Consider the following 17,608-nt stretch of genomic DNA (forward strand, 5'->3'; position numbering starts at 1 on the left):
TAACTTTTGGGGTGCAGTTCAAGTTCCAATTCTTTTTTTATTTGATTTTTTCTTCTTTGTAATCACACGTTTCATTACTACAAACCACTTGTTTGCCGCCACCACGTACTTTCTTTTCAACCAGATAGTCACCAGACTTAGGACAGTCACGTCCAACTGGTAAATCCCAAGAAGTGAAGTCACATTCTGGGTAGCGATCACAACCATAAAAAATCCGATTGCGCTTAGTTTTTCGTTCAATGACTTGTCCCTTATGACAAATTGGACAGGTAACACCGATTTCTTTAGTGATGGCTTTTGTATTACGACACTCAGGGAAGTTGCTGCACGCGTAAAATTTCCCAAAACGTCCTAGCTTAATGACCATTGGGTGGCCACAAACATCACAGTCAAAACCAGCTGGTTCATCTTTGATTTGAATCTTTTCAATTTCAGACTCAGCCTTATTCAATTCTTTGACAAAGGGTTGATAGAATTGATCGATGACATGTTGCCATTCTTCTTCGCCGATTTCCACTTGATCTAGCTTACCTTCCATCTCGGCAGTAAAGGCAACATCAACAATATCTGGGAAAAATTCGACAATAAGCTTGTTGACAATTTCCCCAAGCTCAGTTGGCTCAAAGCGCTTAGCAGATAATTTAACATAGTACCTGCGTTGAATCACTTCTAAGGTTGGGGCATAAGTTGATGGTCGACCGACCCCATTTTCTTCTAAAGTTTTAATCAGAGTTGCTTCAGAGTAGCGAGCCGGAGGTTGCGTGAAGTGCTGTTCTGGAGAAGTTGATACCTTTTTAACGGTTTCCCCTTCTTCCATTTCAGGTAACATTTTGTTTTTATCCGAGTCATTGTAAACAGCCATATACCCATCGAATTTCATTTGGCTGCCATTGGCAACAAAAAGCATGCCATTTTGCTCCAAGTTCACCTTTACGGTGTCAAAAACAGCTGCTGTCATTTGGCTAGCCACAAAACGATTCCAAATCAGAGTATAAAGTTTTAACTGATCCTTGTTAAGGTATTTGGCAATAGCTTCCGGTGTATGATTGACGCTAGATGGACGAATAGCTTCGTGAGCATCTTGGGCACCACTGGTATTTTTGACACGATTTCCATGTTTAGAATAATTAGCTCCAAAACGATTATTGATAAATTGGGCAGCATCATTTTGCGCTACAGGACTAATCCGTGTAGAATCGGTACGCATATAGGTAATTAAACCTTGAGTTCCATTTTCTCCTAAATGAATCCCCTCATACAATTGTTGGGCTACCATCATGGTTTTACGCGTTCTGAAATTGATTTTATTAGCAGCGTCTTGTTGTAGAGAAGAGGTCGTATAAGGTAATGGGGCATTTCGACGGCGCTCTTTTTTCTCAACCTTACTAACCAAGAAATCATCACCTTTTAATTTAGCAAGAACTGCTTTAACGTCATCATTGTTGGAAAGTTTCATCTTCTTGCCATCAAGACCGTAAAAACTTGCTTGAAACTTTTTGGTTCCTTTTTTGAAGAGGCCATCAATAGACCAGTATTCTTCTGGAACAAAGGCTTTGATTTCATTTTCTCGGTCAATAATTAATTTTAGAGCAACCGACTGGACACGTCCTGCTGAAAGGCCTTTTTTGACCTTTTTCCAAAGAATAGGTGAGATGGAGTAACCTACAATACGGTCTAAGACACGACGAGCTTGTTGAGAATCCACCAGGTTCATATCAATTTGACGAGGTTCCACAAAAGCATTTTTCACCGCATCTTTGGTAATTTCATTGAAAACCACTCGGTTTTTATCTTCAGGATCGAGTCCTAGAATATGTGACAAATGCCAAGAAATAGCCTCTCCCTCACGGTCCGGGTCACTTGCCAAGTAAACTTTTTTAGCAGCTTTGGCTTCTTTTTTCAAAGAGTTGATAAGGGGGCCCTTACCACGGATATTAATGTATTGTGGCTCATAATTATTATCAAAATCAATAGACATAGAGGATTTTTTTAAGTCACGAATATGCCCTACTGAAGCGACAACTTTGTAACTGCGTCCAAGATATTTTTCAATAGTCTTAGCTTTTGCAGGTGATTCAACAATAACAAGATTTTTCTTTGCTGCTGATTTCTTTTTAGTCCCCGTTTTCGGCTTAGTTGTAGTTTTTGTTCCCAATTCGACACACTTCCTATAACAGTTTGCTTAAAGCTTATAGCATAATATCCCATTTTTAAGGAACTGTCAATAAAAAAATGCTATATAGGAAGAAACTTTGTTATTTTTGATATTCGGAAAGGATGTCCATCCCTGATGTGACGCAGGTTGCTCCCTCTTTTATAAGCTGTAAACAACCTTCGGATTCGCCGTCCAAAATGTTCCCTGGAACAGCAAAAATATCTCGCCCCTCTTCTGTCCCAATTTGACAAGTAATCAAGGAACCTGAGCGATTTTTTGCTTCAACGACAAGAATACCTCGACTAAGCCCTGCAATAATACGATTGCGTTCCGGAAAGTGATACGATAGTGGTTCTTCTCCTGGACCATATTCCGTCAAGATAAGGTGTTTCCTTCCTAAGAATGTTTGTAATTCTCGATTTTCTTTAGGGTAAAAACGGTCTAATCCTGTTCCTATCACCGCAATGGTTTGTCCTCCATTTTTAAGGCAGGCTAAATGTGCACTAGTGTCAATACCTCGAGCAAGTCCGCTAACAATCACAAAACGGTTCCCGAGTTCTTTAAGAATTTTACGGACAGACTTTACTCCAGTATCGCTTGAGCGCCTTGAGCCCACAATGGCTAATTTAGGTTTATCAAGAAGGTCTAAATTGCCTTGAAAAAACAAGAGGACGGGCGGATTATATATTTCTTTCAAAGCCATTGGGTAATGTTTATCTAGGATAGAAATACTAGGGAATTGTTTAAATTCCATTTTTAACTTTTGGATATCTAACTGCTTATAGGTTTCTATAAAGTGAGACGGGTGCTTACAACAGGAAACAACGGCCATGTCTTGAAGCGATAAGTATTTTTCCTGTTGTTTTTGGTAGTCAAGAATATTGAGAATATTTTTATTAGTCAGTCCAGCCTTCTTTAGCTTATAAAGTTCAAAATGATTCACTAAGTTACCTCCCTACTTCTTTTATTCGAAAAATAAAGAAAAAAAGTCTGCAATCTGCAGAACTTTTTAAAGGTTATTAGAATTAGTTAGTAAGCTTTAATAAGGATTACATGGACTTGATTGGTTCAAAACTCTTGCGATGAATCGGTGTTATCCCGTGTGTCCGCAAACCGTCTAAATGTTCTTTGGTGCCATAGCCTGCATTTTTAGCAAAGCCATAACCAGGAAAAATGCGATCATAGTTAGCCATCATCTGATCTCTGGTGACCTTAGCTACAATTGATGCTGCTGCAATAGACAAGGAATTGGCATCGCCTTTAATAATAGACTGTTGTGGAATGGCAATATCCAATGTCATGGCATCAATCAAGAGATAATCTGGCTGTGTGAGTTGGCCCTCCAACTGTTTAATAGCTTCTAGCATAGCTAGTTTGGTTGCTTCATAAATATTAACCTCATCAATCAGCTGATTATCAATAATACCGATACCGATAGCCAAAGCCTTTTCTTTCACTGCCTGATAAATGGTCTCATGTTTAGCTTTAGGGATTTTTTTAGAATCATTCAGACCTTTAATTTTGAAATGTTGAGGTAAGATGACACAAGCTGCGACAACGGGACCTGCTAGGGGGCCACGTCCCACCTCATCAATACCTGCAATGGCTTGGTAGCCTTCTTTATAAAGCGCTTTTTCATAAGAAAGCATGGCTTCTAATCGTTCTTCCTCTGCTAAGTCGGTCTGAATAGCCTTTTGTCGACTTTTTAGCGCTTTTTGGACGCCTAACCTAGCGTCAGTTGCCAATTCTTGAAAGAGGGGGTCTGAGAGGGTAGTAACAGCTTCCAGGCTTTCTTTGATGGCTTTAATACTAGTCGACATCCATATCTCCCACCTGATCTAAGGTGTATTGACCTAATTTACCATCACGAACTTCCTTAACGAATAAAGTGTAGAAACGGTCGTAATCATCTTTAAATCCCAGTTGGCGTGTCAAGGTCATAATGATTTCAGGAGCTTCTTCCTCAAGAGGAATATTCTTAAAACGCTTAGTAAGGCGACTAGGATAATGTGTTTTAAAGTAATTCAAACCAAAAATAGTAACCTCATCCATTGGCAGTAATTGGTCCTTGATAGCACCTGTTAAAGCTAATTTTAAGCCAACCAATTCGTCTTCAAATTTTGGCCATAAAATACCAGGGGTATCTAGAATTTCCAATTCCTTATTGGACTTCAACCATTGTTGCCCTTTGGTCACACCAGGTTTATTACCAACCACAGCAATTTTCTTACCAGCCAAGCGATTCATCAAGGTAGATTTGCCAGCATTTGGAATGCCAATAATCATGGTTCGTAAGGTTTCTTTTTGAATACCACGATTACGTAGGCGCTGAATTTTATCAGCCATGAGTTCCTTGGCTGCCTCTGTTACTTTTTTAACTGTTGATTGTTCTTTAGAATTGATGGCTAGTGTTTTAATGCCTTGACTTTTATAGTAGGCTTTCCACTCTTTAGTTCGAGTTGCATCTGCCAAGTCAGCTTTATTTAAAATCATTAATTTAGGTTTATCACCAACAATTTTGGTGAGCATGGGATTTTGACTAGAAAGTGGCAAGCGTGCATCCACTAAAATAGTTACAAAGTCAACATGCTTTAAATTTTCCTGAACCTGTCTTCTGGCCTTGGACATGTGCCCAGGAAACCATTGAATCATTGCCATAAGTTTATCATTCCTTTCGTAGCAAGGTTTTTATACATAACACTTACTAGTTTTCAATTGGGGACCAAATAAGAGCCAAAATTTTGCAGTCACAAAGTCAGTTGGTTATCAACACTTCTTTAGTTTCTTTCTTAAGAGAAAGAAAAACAGCCATTTATATAGCTTAATGACTAAATTGATTTTAGACTACTCTTTTTTCTCTAAAATCAGACAAAGAAAATTTGACCGCTTTATATTATATCATGATTTTTGTGATTTTCCCGACTTCTGTTCTATCTTAGCCGTTTTCAAAAGCCTTTTAAAAAATAAAAACTGATTTATGAATTGAGTTAATCATCTCGTTATACATGTTTTATAATCTCATGTTTCCCTTCAAGAAAGATTATTGTAAACTATTGTTCTAAGACTCAGATTAATATACAAAAAGCTTAGAGGATCCTTTCAGCATCTGTTCGAAGCTTTTTGTTGTAAAATTGAAGATTGTAAAATGGCTTAGAAACAATGGTTTATTCTCTAATTTTCGTAGGAGCTATGTTTTGAAATAGTAAAAAATCTAAACAGAAAGTGATAATTGTCTATCACCGACAGTTTACACTTGCAATTAGTTTTTATTAATCATATAATCTAGTTATCAAAACTAGATAGAAGGGTGACAAATGATTTTCCCATCATTACCTTATTGGCAAGACCTTCCTGATTTAGACCTTTATTTAGATCAAGTTCTATTGTACGTCAATCAATGCACGGATTTTTCTATGGTGTCAGATAATAAATCGTTAACGGCATCAATGATTAATAATTACGTTAAACATGGTTACGTGGCTAAACCTATCAAGAAAAAATACCAAAAGCAACAACTAGCGCGCTTAATTGCCATCAGTTTGTTTAAAACGGTATTTCCTATTCAAGATATTAGTCGAGTATTGCAAAAATTACAGTCAGAAGCTGATTCGGAAAGACTTTACAACACCTTTGTGTCCTGTTGGAATCAGCAAGTTCCCATTGAGGAAGACGTTCCGCAGATTGTGCAGGTTGCCTGTCAAACGGTCAAAGATTACCACAAAACTATTTATTTATCACAGGAGGTGACACAATGAACCAAACCTTTAAACAAAGTCTTCCGTTGTCCTTTAACGAGGAAGTAGCTAACAGTGTGACACATGCTATTGGGGCATTGGCTATGCTAATCTTACTTCCTGTTTCGGCTAGTTACGCTTACCAAACCTATGACATCAAGGCAGCTGTTGGAATCTCCATCTTTGTTATTAGTCTTTTTCTGATGTTTCTATCTTCTACGATTTACCATTCTATGGCCTATGGTTCTCTGCATAAATACATTTTACGTATTATTGATCACAGCATGATTTACATTGCTATTGCAGGGAGTTATACACCAGTTGCCCTGTCTCTTGTTTCCGGTTGGCTAGGTTATGTGATTATTGTTCTACAGTGGGGAATCACACTTTTTGGTATTTTATACAAAATTTTTGCTAAACGCATTAATGAAAAATTTAGCCTTATCCTTTATATTGTCATGGGTTGGCTTGTTATTTTTGTCTTACCTGTTATCATTCAGAAAACAAACCTTACTTTTGGCCTCCTTATGCTACTAGGAGGCTTAGCTTACACCATTGGTGCGGCTTTTTATGCCAAAAAAAGACCTTACTTTCACATGATTTGGCATCTTTTCATCTTATTGGCCTCAACCCTTCAATTTATTGCCATCACCTTCTTTATGCTTTAAAATAGGTGGTCTGATAAGAGTCAAACAGAGTTTCCTATGCCTTTTTTATAGGGACATTCCTTAAGAGAAATGGTATAATGGTTAACAATTAATAAGTGATTAGAAAGTAGAGACCTCATGAAAACTGTTCGTATTTTTTACAATCCCAATTCTGGAAAAAAAGAAGATCAGCTTGCCAGTGACGTTAGAGACTATTTTCTTCATCATGGGTTTTCCGAAAAAGATGTTGAAGTGATTACCCCTAAAGATGCAGACCAAGCTTTCCTCCTAGCGAAACAAGCTGCCAAAGATCATATCGACCTCGTCATTCCTTTGGGAGGAGATGGTACGCTTAATAAAATTATCGGTGGTGTCTATGAGGGAGGAGCTCACTGTTTAATTGGCTTAGTCCCGTCAGGAACGGTTAATAATTTTGCGAAGGCTCTCCATGCTCCCTTACAAACTTCTGAGGCCTTAGATACTATTTTATCTGGTCAAGTGAAGAAGGTTGACATTTGCAAAGCCAATCATCATTACATGATTTCTAGTTTGACGCTTGGGTTACTAGCTGATATTGCTGCAGATGTAACGGCTGATGAGAAAAGACGGTTTGGTCCTTTAGCCTTTTTGAAAGATAGTATTCGAATACTGAGACGAAATCGCAGCTATCATATCTCATTGGTTAGCCACAATCATCATATTCATTTAAAAACAAAATTTTTATTAATTACCATGACTAATACCATAGCTGGTTTTCCTTCCTTCTCCCCAGGAGCACAAGCTGACGACGGCTACTTCCAAGTCTACACCATGAAAAAAGTCTCCTTCTTTAAATTCTTATGGCACATTAATGATTTCAGACAAGGCGATTTCTCCAAGGCAGAAGAAATTAGTCATTTCCAAACCAATAGTCTAACCCTTCAACCTCAACATCAGAAACAAACTATTTCTCCTCGTTCCCGAATTGATGGAGATAAGAGTGACTATCTTCCTATTCAGTTAGACCTAATTCCAAAAGCAGTTTCCATTATCGTTCCTAACGACAATTAAAAAAAGTGCCGTAAGGCACTTTTTTGTCTTATCTAAAAGGTTAACTTTTGGTTTTTTCTGAATCGTCTTCAGTATCTGTCTTATCGCTTTTGAGTTGGTTCACTTTAGATTGGATAATGTGACTAGTTGTTTCACTAAATCCTTCTACCTTTTCTTTAGCCTGTTCTAATGAGTCCTCAACCGTTTCTGCGGCAATACCGCCATAAACTTCAACAGCATCTTTCGTATCTTGCCATTTTTCTTCAACCGTTTCTGCCGCAATCCCACCATATACTTCAACAGCATCTTTGGATTCTTGGACTTTTTCGGAAACCGTGTCTAGTACTTTTTTACTTTTATCATGCAAGTAAGTATTAAGATCTTCAATCTTCTTAGCACTCTCTTTTAACAATTGGTCTTTTTTAGAAGATGAAAGGCTCAAGTAAGCAATCGTTGCTGCCGCTGAACCTAACAATAATCCTAAAAAGACGCCATGATTTTTCTTAGCCATTGGCTGACCTACTTTCTGTTAGTTGGAGTTTTACTGTCGTTAATAATTTTTTTTGCCAGTTTGACAGCTGGAACGACCAATAAAACAAGTTGTAAGACTTCCGTAAATTTAATATTTCGTTTTTTCATGAAGCGAATTACTCCTTTTTATCTTTTCCTGATAAATGATCAACAAATCCTTTGAGGCTATCTTTAGCATCATCAAGCACTTCTGCAAGCTTCCCTTTAGTATGTTCAGCTTTACCCTCTGCCTCCAAGGATTTATCATCTCTTAGATGACCTACAGTTTCTTTAATTTTTCCTGAGATTTGGTCTCGTTTAGCATCAAATTTTTCTTCTGACATCGTTACACGTCCTTTCAATTGATGAGTCACCACATGGTCTTATCTAAAAGGATTAATGAATGGTTACCAAAGTGACTACACCAATTATTTTTGTATTTTCAATAAAATAAGACTCAATCATATGCTTTGTAAAATAGATACTAAAGTCATATATCATCTTACTTTAAAAAGTGACAACACATTTATTAATCTATATTGTCATTATATCATGAGTAAGGTATCTCGTCAAAAATTTTGATTGGTTGACGTTAACTAGCTTTTCATAATAGTTCCCAGATTTTGCCTACTATTAAAAAATCCAAGACCTTTTGAGGTCTTGGAAATCTACTTATGTTAACTGATTGAAATCCCAAACATCGGTGACCCAACCGTCGTAAAAGTCAGGTTCGTGGCAGACCATTAAAATGGATCCTTTATAAGCTTTCAGAGCACGTTTGAGTTCTTCTTTAGCATCCACGTCTAAATGGTTGGTTGGCTCGTCCAAAATAAGTACATTATTCTCACGATTCATGAGTAAACAGAAGCGTACCTTAGCTTGTTCGCCACCAGAAAGCACTTGGATTTGGCTTTCGATATGTTTTGATGTCAGACCACAACGGGCAAGAGCTGCTCGTACCTCAGCCTGATTCAAAGCTGGAAAGGCATCCCAAACAGCTTCTAAAGGTGTTTGACGGTTACCACCTGCTACTTCTTGTTCAAAATATCCAACTTCTAAGAAGTCTCCTGTTTCAACCTCCCCTTCTAACGGTTGAATAATTCCTAATAGGCTCTTGAGGAGGGTAGATTTTCCGATACCGTTGGCCCCAATAATAGCAATTTTTTGATTGCGCTCAAAGTTAAGGGTCAAAGGCTCTTTGGTTAAAGGACGGTCATAACCAATCACAAGATTTTTAGCTTGGAAAATAAAACGGCTTGGAGTTCTTGCTTCCTTAAAGTCAAAACTTGGTTTTGGTTTTTCTGCTTGAAGCTCAATCAAATCCATTTTATCCAGTTTCTTCTGGCGAGACATGGCCATATTACGCGTTGCTACTCTAGCTTTATTACGATTAACAAAGTCTTGCAAGTCCGCAATTTCCTTTTGTTGGCGTTCATAGGCTGCTTCTAACTGGGATTTTTTCATATCATAGACCGCTTGGAACTGATCATAATCACCAGTGTAGCGAACCAAATCTTGATTTTCAACATGATAAACAATGTTAATCACATCGTTCAAGAAAGGAATATCATGCGAAATTAAAACAAAGGCATTCTCATAGTTTTGCAAGTAGCGCTTGAGCCACTCAATATGTTCTGCATCGAGGTAGTTTGTTGGCTCATCCAATAAAAGAATATCTGGTTTTTCCAGCAATAGCTTAGCCAATAAGATTTTAGTTCGTTGACCACCTGATAGAGCAGTGACATCAGATTCCATCCCAAAATCCATCACCCCTAAGGCACGTGCCACTTCATCAATTTTAGCATCCAAGGTATAGAAGTCGCGGCTTTCCAGACGATCTTGCAGCTCGCCGACTTCTTCCATCAAGGCATCAACATCTGCTCCTTCATCTGCCATTGAAAGGTAAATGGCATTGATGCGCTCTTCGGTCTTAAATAACTCATCAAAAGCTGTTCGCAGGACATCTCGAACGGTTTGCCCAGCTTCAAGCACTGTGTGTTGATCCAAGTACCCTGCTGTGACATATTTAGACCATTCAATTTTTCCTTCATCTGGCTGGAGGTGACCAGTAACAATACTCATGAAGGTTGACTTGCCTTCGCCATTTGCCCCAACCAAACCAATATGTTCTCCCTTGAGAAGACGGAAAGATACATTTTCAAAAATAGCACGGTCACCAAAACCGTGACTAAGTTGTTTCACTTCTAAAATACTCATGACTTCTTCCTTAATTATCATCAAAAAAGCCGTTAAAACGGCTTTCTACATTTATTCAATTATGGCAAAATTGTAACTTTTTGTCAATGAAGGAATAGTTGAGCAATTACTTTATGTCCTGATAGTCTTCGTAAGGTAATCCTGCATTAATTGTTGAAATGATGTGTTAAGATAGGCTAGATGCGGTTCGTAGGCAATTCCAAAAGTTTAGTATAAGAGTCGTTTGCAAAGCTTTTTCGATAAAGGAAATAGCAAGGTTAAGAACATCTTTCATAGGCAATTCATAACAAAAACCAGACGCTATAATAGCTGAAACGATATCTCCTGTCCCATAAAATTGTTGAGGAGACCGGGTTCCAAAATAATAGCTTAAGTGAACTTTAGACGATTAATAGCAAGCAAAACCAGTCTCTCCTTCTTGGAAAGAGATTCCACTAATGACAAATATGCCGAGGTCCAAGAGCGGCTAATTTTATGGCTAATTGTTTCATATTCTCTTCACTGTAATGTTTGCCTAAATAGGGAGTTTGCGTTAACAGGCAAGTTTCGCTCACTTTAAGTATTAACAAGTCCGCTTGGCCTGCCAGTTGAGTCATCACAGCTACATGTTGACTTGTGAAGCCAGTGTAAAGTTTTCCCTGATCCGCCATAATAGGATCAAGAATCAGAGGCATTTGTTATTGCGACAGAAAATCCAAAATCTTCTCATCATCTTCTGTTTGGCTAAGATAACCTATAACTATGGCATGACAATCAGCGCCTCTATCTCTTCACTTTGTTAAAAAAGCCTTCACTAAATCTGAAGTTCTCCATTTCACAGGCTTGTTTCCCCCACCTGTATGCCCCGATAAGAGACAGGTCGGTAAATAAGGCTTGCTCCATGCAACAGGCTGCCATCACAGGAATGCTGGCTGATAGTCCTACTTTTCCTATGCCAACTAAGTCGTTGGCCGCCATAATACGTTTCATACTCACATACCTCTTTTCCTTAGTAACTATTGTAAGGAAAAGAGGTATTCGGTACAATAGAGTTAACGATTAACTGTATGGGGAAAACTATGACAAGCAAATACCAAACCATTATTTCAGATTTGGACCAAGCTATCCAAACGCAAGCATTAAAAAAAGGAGATAAACTCCCTTCCATCCGGCAATTAAGTGACCATTATCGGTGCAACAAAGACACTGTGCAACGTGCTCTATTGGAACTAAAATATAGACACCTCATTTATGCGGTGCCAAAAAGTGGTTATTATGTTCTAGGAAAAGTGTCTGAAGAAGATATTGCTGTCGATTTAAGTCTCGAGGACTATAACAACATTGCTTACGAAGACTTTCGGCTTTGCCTCAATGAAGCTCTGGAAGCTAGAGATTCTTATCTCTTTCACTACTACCACAAGGCCGAAGGGCTAGACGATTTACGAGATGCTTTGGTGCCCTATCTGGCAGATAATAGTATTTATAGCTGCAAAGAGCAACTCCTTATTACTTCTGGGACACAGCAGGCTCTCTATATATTATCGCAAATGCCTTTCCCAACTGCTGGGCAGACCATTCTTATTGAAAAGCCAACTTATCATCGTATGGAATCTCTTCTTAATCATTTGGGAGTACCCTATCAAACCATTAATCGAGGGTTTAATGGGCTGGATTTAGGGGCACTAGAATCCCTTTTTCAGTCTGGAGAGATTAAGTTTTTTTATACTATCTCACGCTTTTCAAATCCTTTAGGGCTTTCTTATACGACCAAAGAGAAAGAAGCTATTGTTCGCTTGGCAGAACAATACCATGTCTATATTTTAGAAGATGACTACCTAGGTGACTTTGTTAAAGCAAAGGAACCTCCGCTTCACTATTATGATACCCATCAGCGTGTGATTTACCTCAAGTCATTTTCCATGAGTGTTTTTCCGGCACTTAGAATCGCTACACTCGTTTTACCCCAAACTTTAAAGTCACAGTTTCTGACTCAAAAATCAATGATTGATTTGGATACCAACTTGTTGATGCAAAAAGCCTTATCACTCTATTTGGAAAATGGCATGTTTTATAAAAATCTCAAGCACATCAAGCGTTTGCTAAAGGAAAGGGAAGATGGTTTAGACACAGTTCTAACGACTCACCTATTGAAGAAGCAATATCGTTTGACTCCAACCCATCTCATTATCAATACTGATAACTTTCCTACTCTCCCTCACGAGTTGCTTTCTGGAAAGAGTTCTTTTCTCATAAGTGGTAACAGTCGTTATCTGATAATGACTATTCATCAAAACACCCTACATCAGTTAAGGTTATTTTTTGACACTCTCAGCAACTTCTTGTAAGAGCTATTTTTAACAAGATACTAAAAATCCCCCAAAGGCTGTTCTTTGGGGGATTTGAGTTTATTTTGTTTGCTCAAAACGTAAGTGGACAATAATGTTATCACCATAACCATTACGCTCAAGATCGCGCTGTAGGCGATAAGAAATGTAATGTTCTGCAATGGTGATATAACCTGCATCCATCAAACGATTTTCAACGAGGGATTGAATCATGTTGATAGTAGGGCGTTCAGCGTGCACTTCTTCTAAATCAATGACGACCTTTTTAGTAACTTGAGCAAGATTTTGTCGCCAGGTATCATCGATAACATATACCGTTCTTGCTGCTTTGATAATCGCTTGATAAATTTTATCAGGATCAAATTCAGCGACTTGACCATCACGCTTAATAATTTGCATAAGAGCGCCTCTTTTCATTAGTTTTCATCTCTACTTACATTATGCAAATGTTTTCACGATTTGTCAAGTCATAGCACTCAAACTAGCGATATAGCAAGGTTTCTTGCCTATCTTTTTTTATTCATCAAATGAAAAAAACTTAATGTAAAGGGAAAACACCTAAATCACTTGGGACGATTAACCCTTTCTTATGCAGACTTTCTGCAATTTGAACTGCATTCCAAGCAGCACCTTTTAATAAATTATCCGAGACCACCCAGAGATGAAGCCCATTATCAATGTCGAGGTCTTTACGAATACGACCAACAAAGGTAGCCCGGCTACCTACGGCATTAACAGCCTGAGGATAGAGTTGCTGACTCACATCATCTTGCAGAACCGCTCCGGGGAACTGATGAATGGCCTCTTTGACGTGATCAATTGGAGCTGGCACTTTTGTTTCGATATAAACAGATTCAGAGTGAGCGGATAAGACTGGGATACGAACACAAGTGGCAGAGACTTTGATTGTAGGATCTGCCATAATTTTCTTGGTTTCCATGGTCATCTTCATTTCTTCATAAGTGTAATCATTTTCTGTGAAGAGGTCAATTTGAGGCAGAGCGTTAAAAGCAATAGGGTAATGTTTTTTATCTCCAGCTGAAGGTAAAATTGCTGCTATTACTTCCTTTGGAGTTTTGCCTTGATGAAGGATTTGTTCATATTGAGAAAGCATCTCTGCAATAGCGGACTGACCAGCTCCTGAAACAGCTTGATAAGTTGATACGATGATGCGTTCTATCCCCCACCGTTGGCGAATGGGTTCAAGTGCAATCATCATTTGGATGGTTGAACAATTAGGACAGGCCACAATACCTTTATGATGATTGAGAGCTTCTGCATTGACTTCTGGAACGACTAAAGGAACTTCTGGATGTTGGCGAAAATGGGAGGTATTATCAATAACTACTGCACCTGCTTGAAGCGCATAAGGTACAAATCTCTCTGAGACGCTACCTCCTGCTGAGAATAGAGCAAGGTCAATCCCATCAAAGGCTATTTCATTTGTTTCTTCAATTGGAATCTCTAGCCCCTTGAATGGTAACGTCTTACCTACAGAACGTGTTGATGCCAGAAGTTTGAGTTTTGAAATAGGGAGATCGGATTCTTCTAACATCTTAATCATTTGGTGGCCAACAGCTCCTGTTGCTCCCACAATAGCTACAGTATAGCCCATACAATCACCTCTTACATTGAAGTCTTTATCAGACTTATTTTTCTAAAATTTATAATAGACCTATTATAGCTTATTTTATTTTAAAAGAAAAGCACAAAAAAAGGATTGAGAATATCTCAATCCTAGGGGCGTTCTTACTTAGTAAGAGCGTGATAAAAAGGTTCACACAAATTATCAAAGTCGGCTTCCCACCTTAATGACCTCCCCTGCGCAAAAGTGGTTTTACAACCACAATCGACTCATCGCATAATAATATTCTAACAGAATATGTCCTAAATTACAAGAGAGGAGCAATGGTTCTGACTAATAGTCCAACTAATTTTTGATACCAAGGGCGGGTCTTGAGTTGTTCTTGTGTTACTAAAACTGATTTTTCTTGTGTTTCCTTAAAATCCTTGACAATTTCCGCGATGGCAGACACACGATACAAATAGGTCGCACATTCAAAATGATGATATAAACTGCGATAATCTAGGTTAATTGTCCCAACGACTGCTTTGGTATTATCTGACACAAAAATCTTGGAGTGGACAAATCCTGGCTGGTATTCATAAATCTTAACCCCCGATGTCATTAGAGCTTTGTAATATGTTTTAGCCAAGGCATAGGGAACACCTTTGTCAGGAACACCAGGCATAATAATACGAATATCTACACCACGTTCTGCAGCAAATCGCAGAGCATGTTCCATCTCACTGTCTAAAATCAAGTAAGGGGTCATGATGTAGACATAATTTTTGGCATGGTTCAAAATATCAATATAAACATTCTCTCCGATTTTATCGGTATCTAAAGGCGAGTCTCCATAAGGAATCACGTAGCCATCCGACGGAAGGGAGGGAGTATGTTCCGAAAGATAGGGGTCGATAATCAACTCTTTTTCAGTGATAGACCACATCTGTAAAAAGAGAATTAAAAAGCTATCTGTTGCTTCACCTTCTAACATCAATCCAGCATCTTTCCAGTGGCCAAAACGGTCGATCTCGTTAATGTATTCATCAGCTAAATTCACACCGCCCGTAAACGAAACGACTCCATCAATGACCACTATTTTTCGGTGATCTCGGTAATTATAGTAGGTGGAAATAAATGGTGAGATCGGTAAAAATGACTTTGCCTTGATTCCTAGTTGTTGCAATCTTACCGCATAGTCTGGTGATAAGGTTGACAATTCATTCATTCCATCAAACAAGACTCTTACTTCCACACCTTCTTTTACTTTTTTCTCTAAAATACTTAAAATTTCTCCCCACATTTGCCCTTCAGCTATAATGAAAAATTCTAAGAAAATGTATTTTTGGGCCAAAAGCAACTCTTCTTTTAACCGTTTGAAAAACGTTTCTCCTGTTGGAAAATAAGTTGTTCTTGTGTTGTTATAGATCGGAAAATTGCCGCGGCTTCTTTCCAAATATTGCACCAGGTGGTAAGTGGTTGAGGTATTATCTTTAAGGACTTCTAAAATGGCTTCATCATCTCTGAGATATGGAGCAGAAAGATCCACTAAATGACTAATTCTTTGTTTGAGTCCGCGATAACCCCAGTCTAATTTGGTGTAGATGAGAAAAAGCGAACCCAACAAGGGGGCAATCATAATTAAAATTAACCAGGTCATTCTTGAAATGGCATCCATTTCACTATTAACCAGATACAAGACGATAGCAATAGCAAAAATACCTTCTAAAATAGTAATCCAAACACGGTATTGCTCCATCCAAGCATAGGTTAGAAATAAGAAACCTAGCTGAAGGATAATTAATAAAACAATAACAGTTGTTCGACTAAAAATGCCTCGTAAAACTCCTCGTCTCCCTTTATGGAGCAAATATTTTACTTTTGCTTTCTTTTTGATAACCAATCCTCCATCTTCACAAATCTCATTTTACATATTATATCATAGTAATGAAGGAAGCGAGTCACCTATAATCTGATTAGTTTGATTAATAGCCTTACTCTCTTAAATAGCTCACTAATAGTATTAATGACAATAGCTTTTTTCCTAGTATTTAACTATTTCTCCTCTAAAAGTCTATGTTTCAACTATAACTCTCTCTAAATAAATGATTCTGACATGATGATAAAAAAGAAGCAAATCAATCTCTCCTCGCTAAAAAGAAAGGGAGATTATTGAAGTGACCCCAAAAGTTGGACATTATATTTTAAGTTAAGGATTGAGTTCTGTATTGCACAGGACTTAGTCCTGAATAGGTTACACTAAACTAGACAGAATTTATAAAGTGTTCTACACTAAAGAAAATAGGAGAACAGATGTGTCTAGAAAAATACGTCGTCACTTCACCGATGACTTTAAGCAACAAATTGTTGACCTTTACAATGCTGGTAGAAAGCGTAGCAGTCTCATCAAGGAATATGAGCTAACCCCTTCCACCTTCGATAAGTGGGTTAGACAAGCCAAAACAACAGGTTCATTCAAGTCTGTTGATAATCTGACAGATGAACAGCGGGAGCTGATTGAACTCAGGAAACGCAATAAAGAACTCGAAATGCAATTAGATATCCTAAAGCAAGCGGCGGTGATTATGGCACAAAAAGGGAAATAATCACTGCTAATAAGGATAACTATAGCATTTCAGCCATGTGTCGTTGGTTGAACATTCCTCGTTCTAGCTATTATTACAAAGCTGTAGAGCCAGTATCTGAAGCGGAACCTGAAGAAAATATCAAAGCTATTTTTCTCGAAAGTAAGGCCAGATACGGATCCAGAAAAATCAAAATATGCTTGAATAACGAAGGTATCACACTTTCACGTCGTCGGATTCGACGCATTATGAAGCGACTCAATTTGGTTTCTGTTTATCAGAAAGCCACCTTCAAACCACATTCCAGAGGCAAGAATGAAGCCCCTATTCCCAACCATTTAGACAGGCAATTTAAGCAAGAAAGGCCACTAAAAGCCTTAGTCACTGACTTAACCTATGTTCGTGCAGGCAATCGTTGGGCTTATGTTTGCCTCATCATTGACCTATACAACCGTGAAATCATCGGCCTGTCTCTTGGTTGGCACAAGACCGCTAAACTCGTTAAGCAAGCCATTCAAAGCATCCCTTACGCCCTGACCAAAGTTAAGATGTTCCATTCAGATCGTGGCAAAGAGTTTGATAATCAGTTAATTGATGAAATATTGGAAGCCTTTGGAATCACACGTTCGCTTAGTCAGGCTGGTTGTCCTTATGACAATGCCGTAGCTGAAAGTACGTATCGTGCTTTCAAAATTGAATTTGTTTATCAAGAAACCTTTCAATCGCTGGAAGAACTAGCTCTTAAGACTAAAGACTATGTTCATTGGTGGAATTACCACCGCATTCATGGTAGTCTCAACTACCAAACACCAATGACTAAAAGATTAATTGCCTAGAAAA

Annotated in this window: 17 protein-coding genes; 5 read left to right on the forward strand and 12 right to left on the reverse strand. The window is 38.2% G+C overall.

The genetic code is table 11. The annotated features are described in order from the left end of the window. Window positions 1–37 precede the first annotated feature (37 nt). The 4 genes from topA to ylqF all read right to left on the reverse strand — a co-directional run bounded on the left by topA (window position 38) and on the right by ylqF (window position 4,813). Window positions 38–2,155: a type I DNA topoisomerase gene (gene topA, locus DYD17_RS05830; protein WP_115252887.1), complete on the reverse strand. Its 2,118-nt coding sequence runs from the start codon at window positions 2,153–2,155 to the stop codon at window positions 38–40. Window positions 2,156–2,255: 100 nt separating this feature from the next. After that, window positions 2,256–3,098 (reverse strand): DNA-processing protein DprA, encoded by an 843-nt coding sequence (gene dprA, locus DYD17_RS05835; RefSeq protein ID WP_003050741.1) that lies wholly within the window; start codon window positions 3,096–3,098, stop codon window positions 2,256–2,258. A 106-nt stretch (window positions 3,099–3,204) separates the two neighbouring features. Beyond that, window positions 3,205–3,975 carry a ribonuclease HII gene (locus tag DYD17_RS05840; protein ID WP_003050743.1) on the reverse strand — a complete coding sequence of 257 codons (771 nt, stop codon included), beginning with the start codon at window positions 3,973–3,975 and terminating at the stop codon, window positions 3,205–3,207. Continuing rightward, window positions 3,965–4,813 (reverse strand): ribosome biogenesis GTPase YlqF, encoded by an 849-nt coding sequence (gene ylqF, locus DYD17_RS05845; protein ID WP_115252888.1) that lies wholly within the window; start codon window positions 4,811–4,813, stop codon window positions 3,965–3,967. Before ylqF ends, DYD17_RS05840 begins: the two co-directional genes overlap by 11 nt. A gap of 656 nt (window positions 4,814–5,469) precedes the next feature. Between ylqF and DYD17_RS05850 the strand changes: the two genes are divergently transcribed. From DYD17_RS05850 to DYD17_RS05860, 3 genes are all read left to right on the forward strand, one after another. After that, entirely contained in the window at window positions 5,470–5,910 is a 441-nt protein-coding gene (locus DYD17_RS05850; protein WP_003050852.1) for a DUF1836 domain-containing protein, read from the forward strand. Beyond that, window positions 5,907–6,557 carry a PAQR family membrane homeostasis protein TrhA gene (trhA, locus tag DYD17_RS05855; protein WP_115252889.1) on the forward strand — a complete coding sequence of 217 codons (651 nt, stop codon included), beginning with the start codon at window positions 5,907–5,909 and terminating at the stop codon, window positions 6,555–6,557. Before DYD17_RS05850 ends, trhA begins: the two co-directional genes overlap by 4 nt. A 117-nt stretch (window positions 6,558–6,674) precedes the next feature. Further along, on the forward strand, window positions 6,675–7,586 hold the full coding sequence (locus DYD17_RS05860) for a diacylglycerol/lipid kinase family protein (protein ID WP_003050859.1): 912 nt from the start codon (window positions 6,675–6,677) through the stop codon (window positions 7,584–7,586). Between the two features lie 40 nt (window positions 7,587–7,626). Here the strand turns inward: DYD17_RS05860 and DYD17_RS05865 are convergent, their stop codons facing one another. The 5 genes from DYD17_RS05865 to DYD17_RS11150 form a co-directional block, all read right to left on the reverse strand. Then, window positions 7,627–8,076 (reverse strand): hypothetical protein, encoded by a 450-nt coding sequence (locus DYD17_RS05865; RefSeq protein WP_003050862.1) that lies wholly within the window; start codon window positions 8,074–8,076, stop codon window positions 7,627–7,629. Window positions 8,077–8,212: 136 nt separating this feature from the next. Beyond that, a complete protein-coding gene (locus tag DYD17_RS05875; RefSeq protein ID WP_003050866.1) occupies window positions 8,213–8,419 on the reverse strand; it encodes a CsbD family protein in 207 nt (68 codons plus the stop codon). Between the two features lie 328 nt (window positions 8,420–8,747). Then, window positions 8,748–10,292: an ABC-F family ATP-binding cassette domain-containing protein gene (locus tag DYD17_RS05880; RefSeq protein WP_174221695.1), complete on the reverse strand. Its 1,545-nt coding sequence runs from the start codon at window positions 10,290–10,292 to the stop codon at window positions 8,748–8,750. Window positions 10,293–10,726: 434 nt separating this feature from the next. Then, on the reverse strand, window positions 10,727–10,966 hold the full coding sequence (locus DYD17_RS11145; RefSeq protein ID WP_226319053.1) for a carbohydrate kinase family protein: 240 nt from the start codon (window positions 10,964–10,966) through the stop codon (window positions 10,727–10,729). An 88-nt stretch (window positions 10,967–11,054) separates the two neighbouring features. Continuing rightward, entirely contained in the window at window positions 11,055–11,261 is a 207-nt protein-coding gene (locus tag DYD17_RS11150) for a hypothetical protein (RefSeq protein ID WP_226313972.1), read from the reverse strand. 89 nt (window positions 11,262–11,350) lie between these two features. Between DYD17_RS11150 and DYD17_RS05890 the strand changes: the two genes are divergently transcribed. Next, window positions 11,351–12,616 carry an aminotransferase-like domain-containing protein gene (locus tag DYD17_RS05890; RefSeq protein ID WP_115253256.1) on the forward strand — a complete coding sequence of 422 codons (1,266 nt, stop codon included), beginning with the start codon at window positions 11,351–11,353 and terminating at the stop codon, window positions 12,614–12,616. A gap of 60 nt (window positions 12,617–12,676) precedes the next feature. Here DYD17_RS05890 and DYD17_RS05895 read toward each other — a convergent pair whose 3' ends face one another. From DYD17_RS05895 to cls, 3 genes are all read right to left on the reverse strand, one after another. Continuing rightward, on the reverse strand, window positions 12,677–13,015 hold the full coding sequence (locus DYD17_RS05895; protein WP_003050875.1) for an ATP cone domain-containing protein: 339 nt from the start codon (window positions 13,013–13,015) through the stop codon (window positions 12,677–12,679). 139 nt (window positions 13,016–13,154) lie between these two features. Further along, a complete protein-coding gene (locus DYD17_RS05900; RefSeq protein WP_003050878.1) occupies window positions 13,155–14,231 on the reverse strand; it encodes an aspartate-semialdehyde dehydrogenase in 1,077 nt (358 codons plus the stop codon). A 277-nt stretch (window positions 14,232–14,508) separates the two neighbouring features. Beyond that, window positions 14,509–16,086: a cardiolipin synthase gene (gene cls / locus DYD17_RS05905; RefSeq protein WP_003050881.1), complete on the reverse strand. Its 1,578-nt coding sequence runs from the start codon at window positions 16,084–16,086 to the stop codon at window positions 14,509–14,511. A gap of 412 nt (window positions 16,087–16,498) precedes the next feature. Here cls and DYD17_RS05910 point away from each other — a divergent pair. After that, window positions 16,499–17,604 (forward strand): IS3 family transposase gene (locus DYD17_RS05910; RefSeq protein ID WP_115276400.1). Its coding sequence is split into 2 segments (ribosomal slippage): window positions 16,499–16,775 and window positions 16,775–17,604, totalling 1,107 coding nucleotides; the frame shifts between segments, so codons are not numbered across the junction. Window positions 17,605–17,608: the final 4 nt, after the last annotated feature.

The organism is Streptococcus dysgalactiae subsp. dysgalactiae, from assembly GCF_900459225.1.
Lineage (GTDB): Bacteria > Bacillota > Bacilli > Lactobacillales > Streptococcaceae > Streptococcus > Streptococcus dysgalactiae.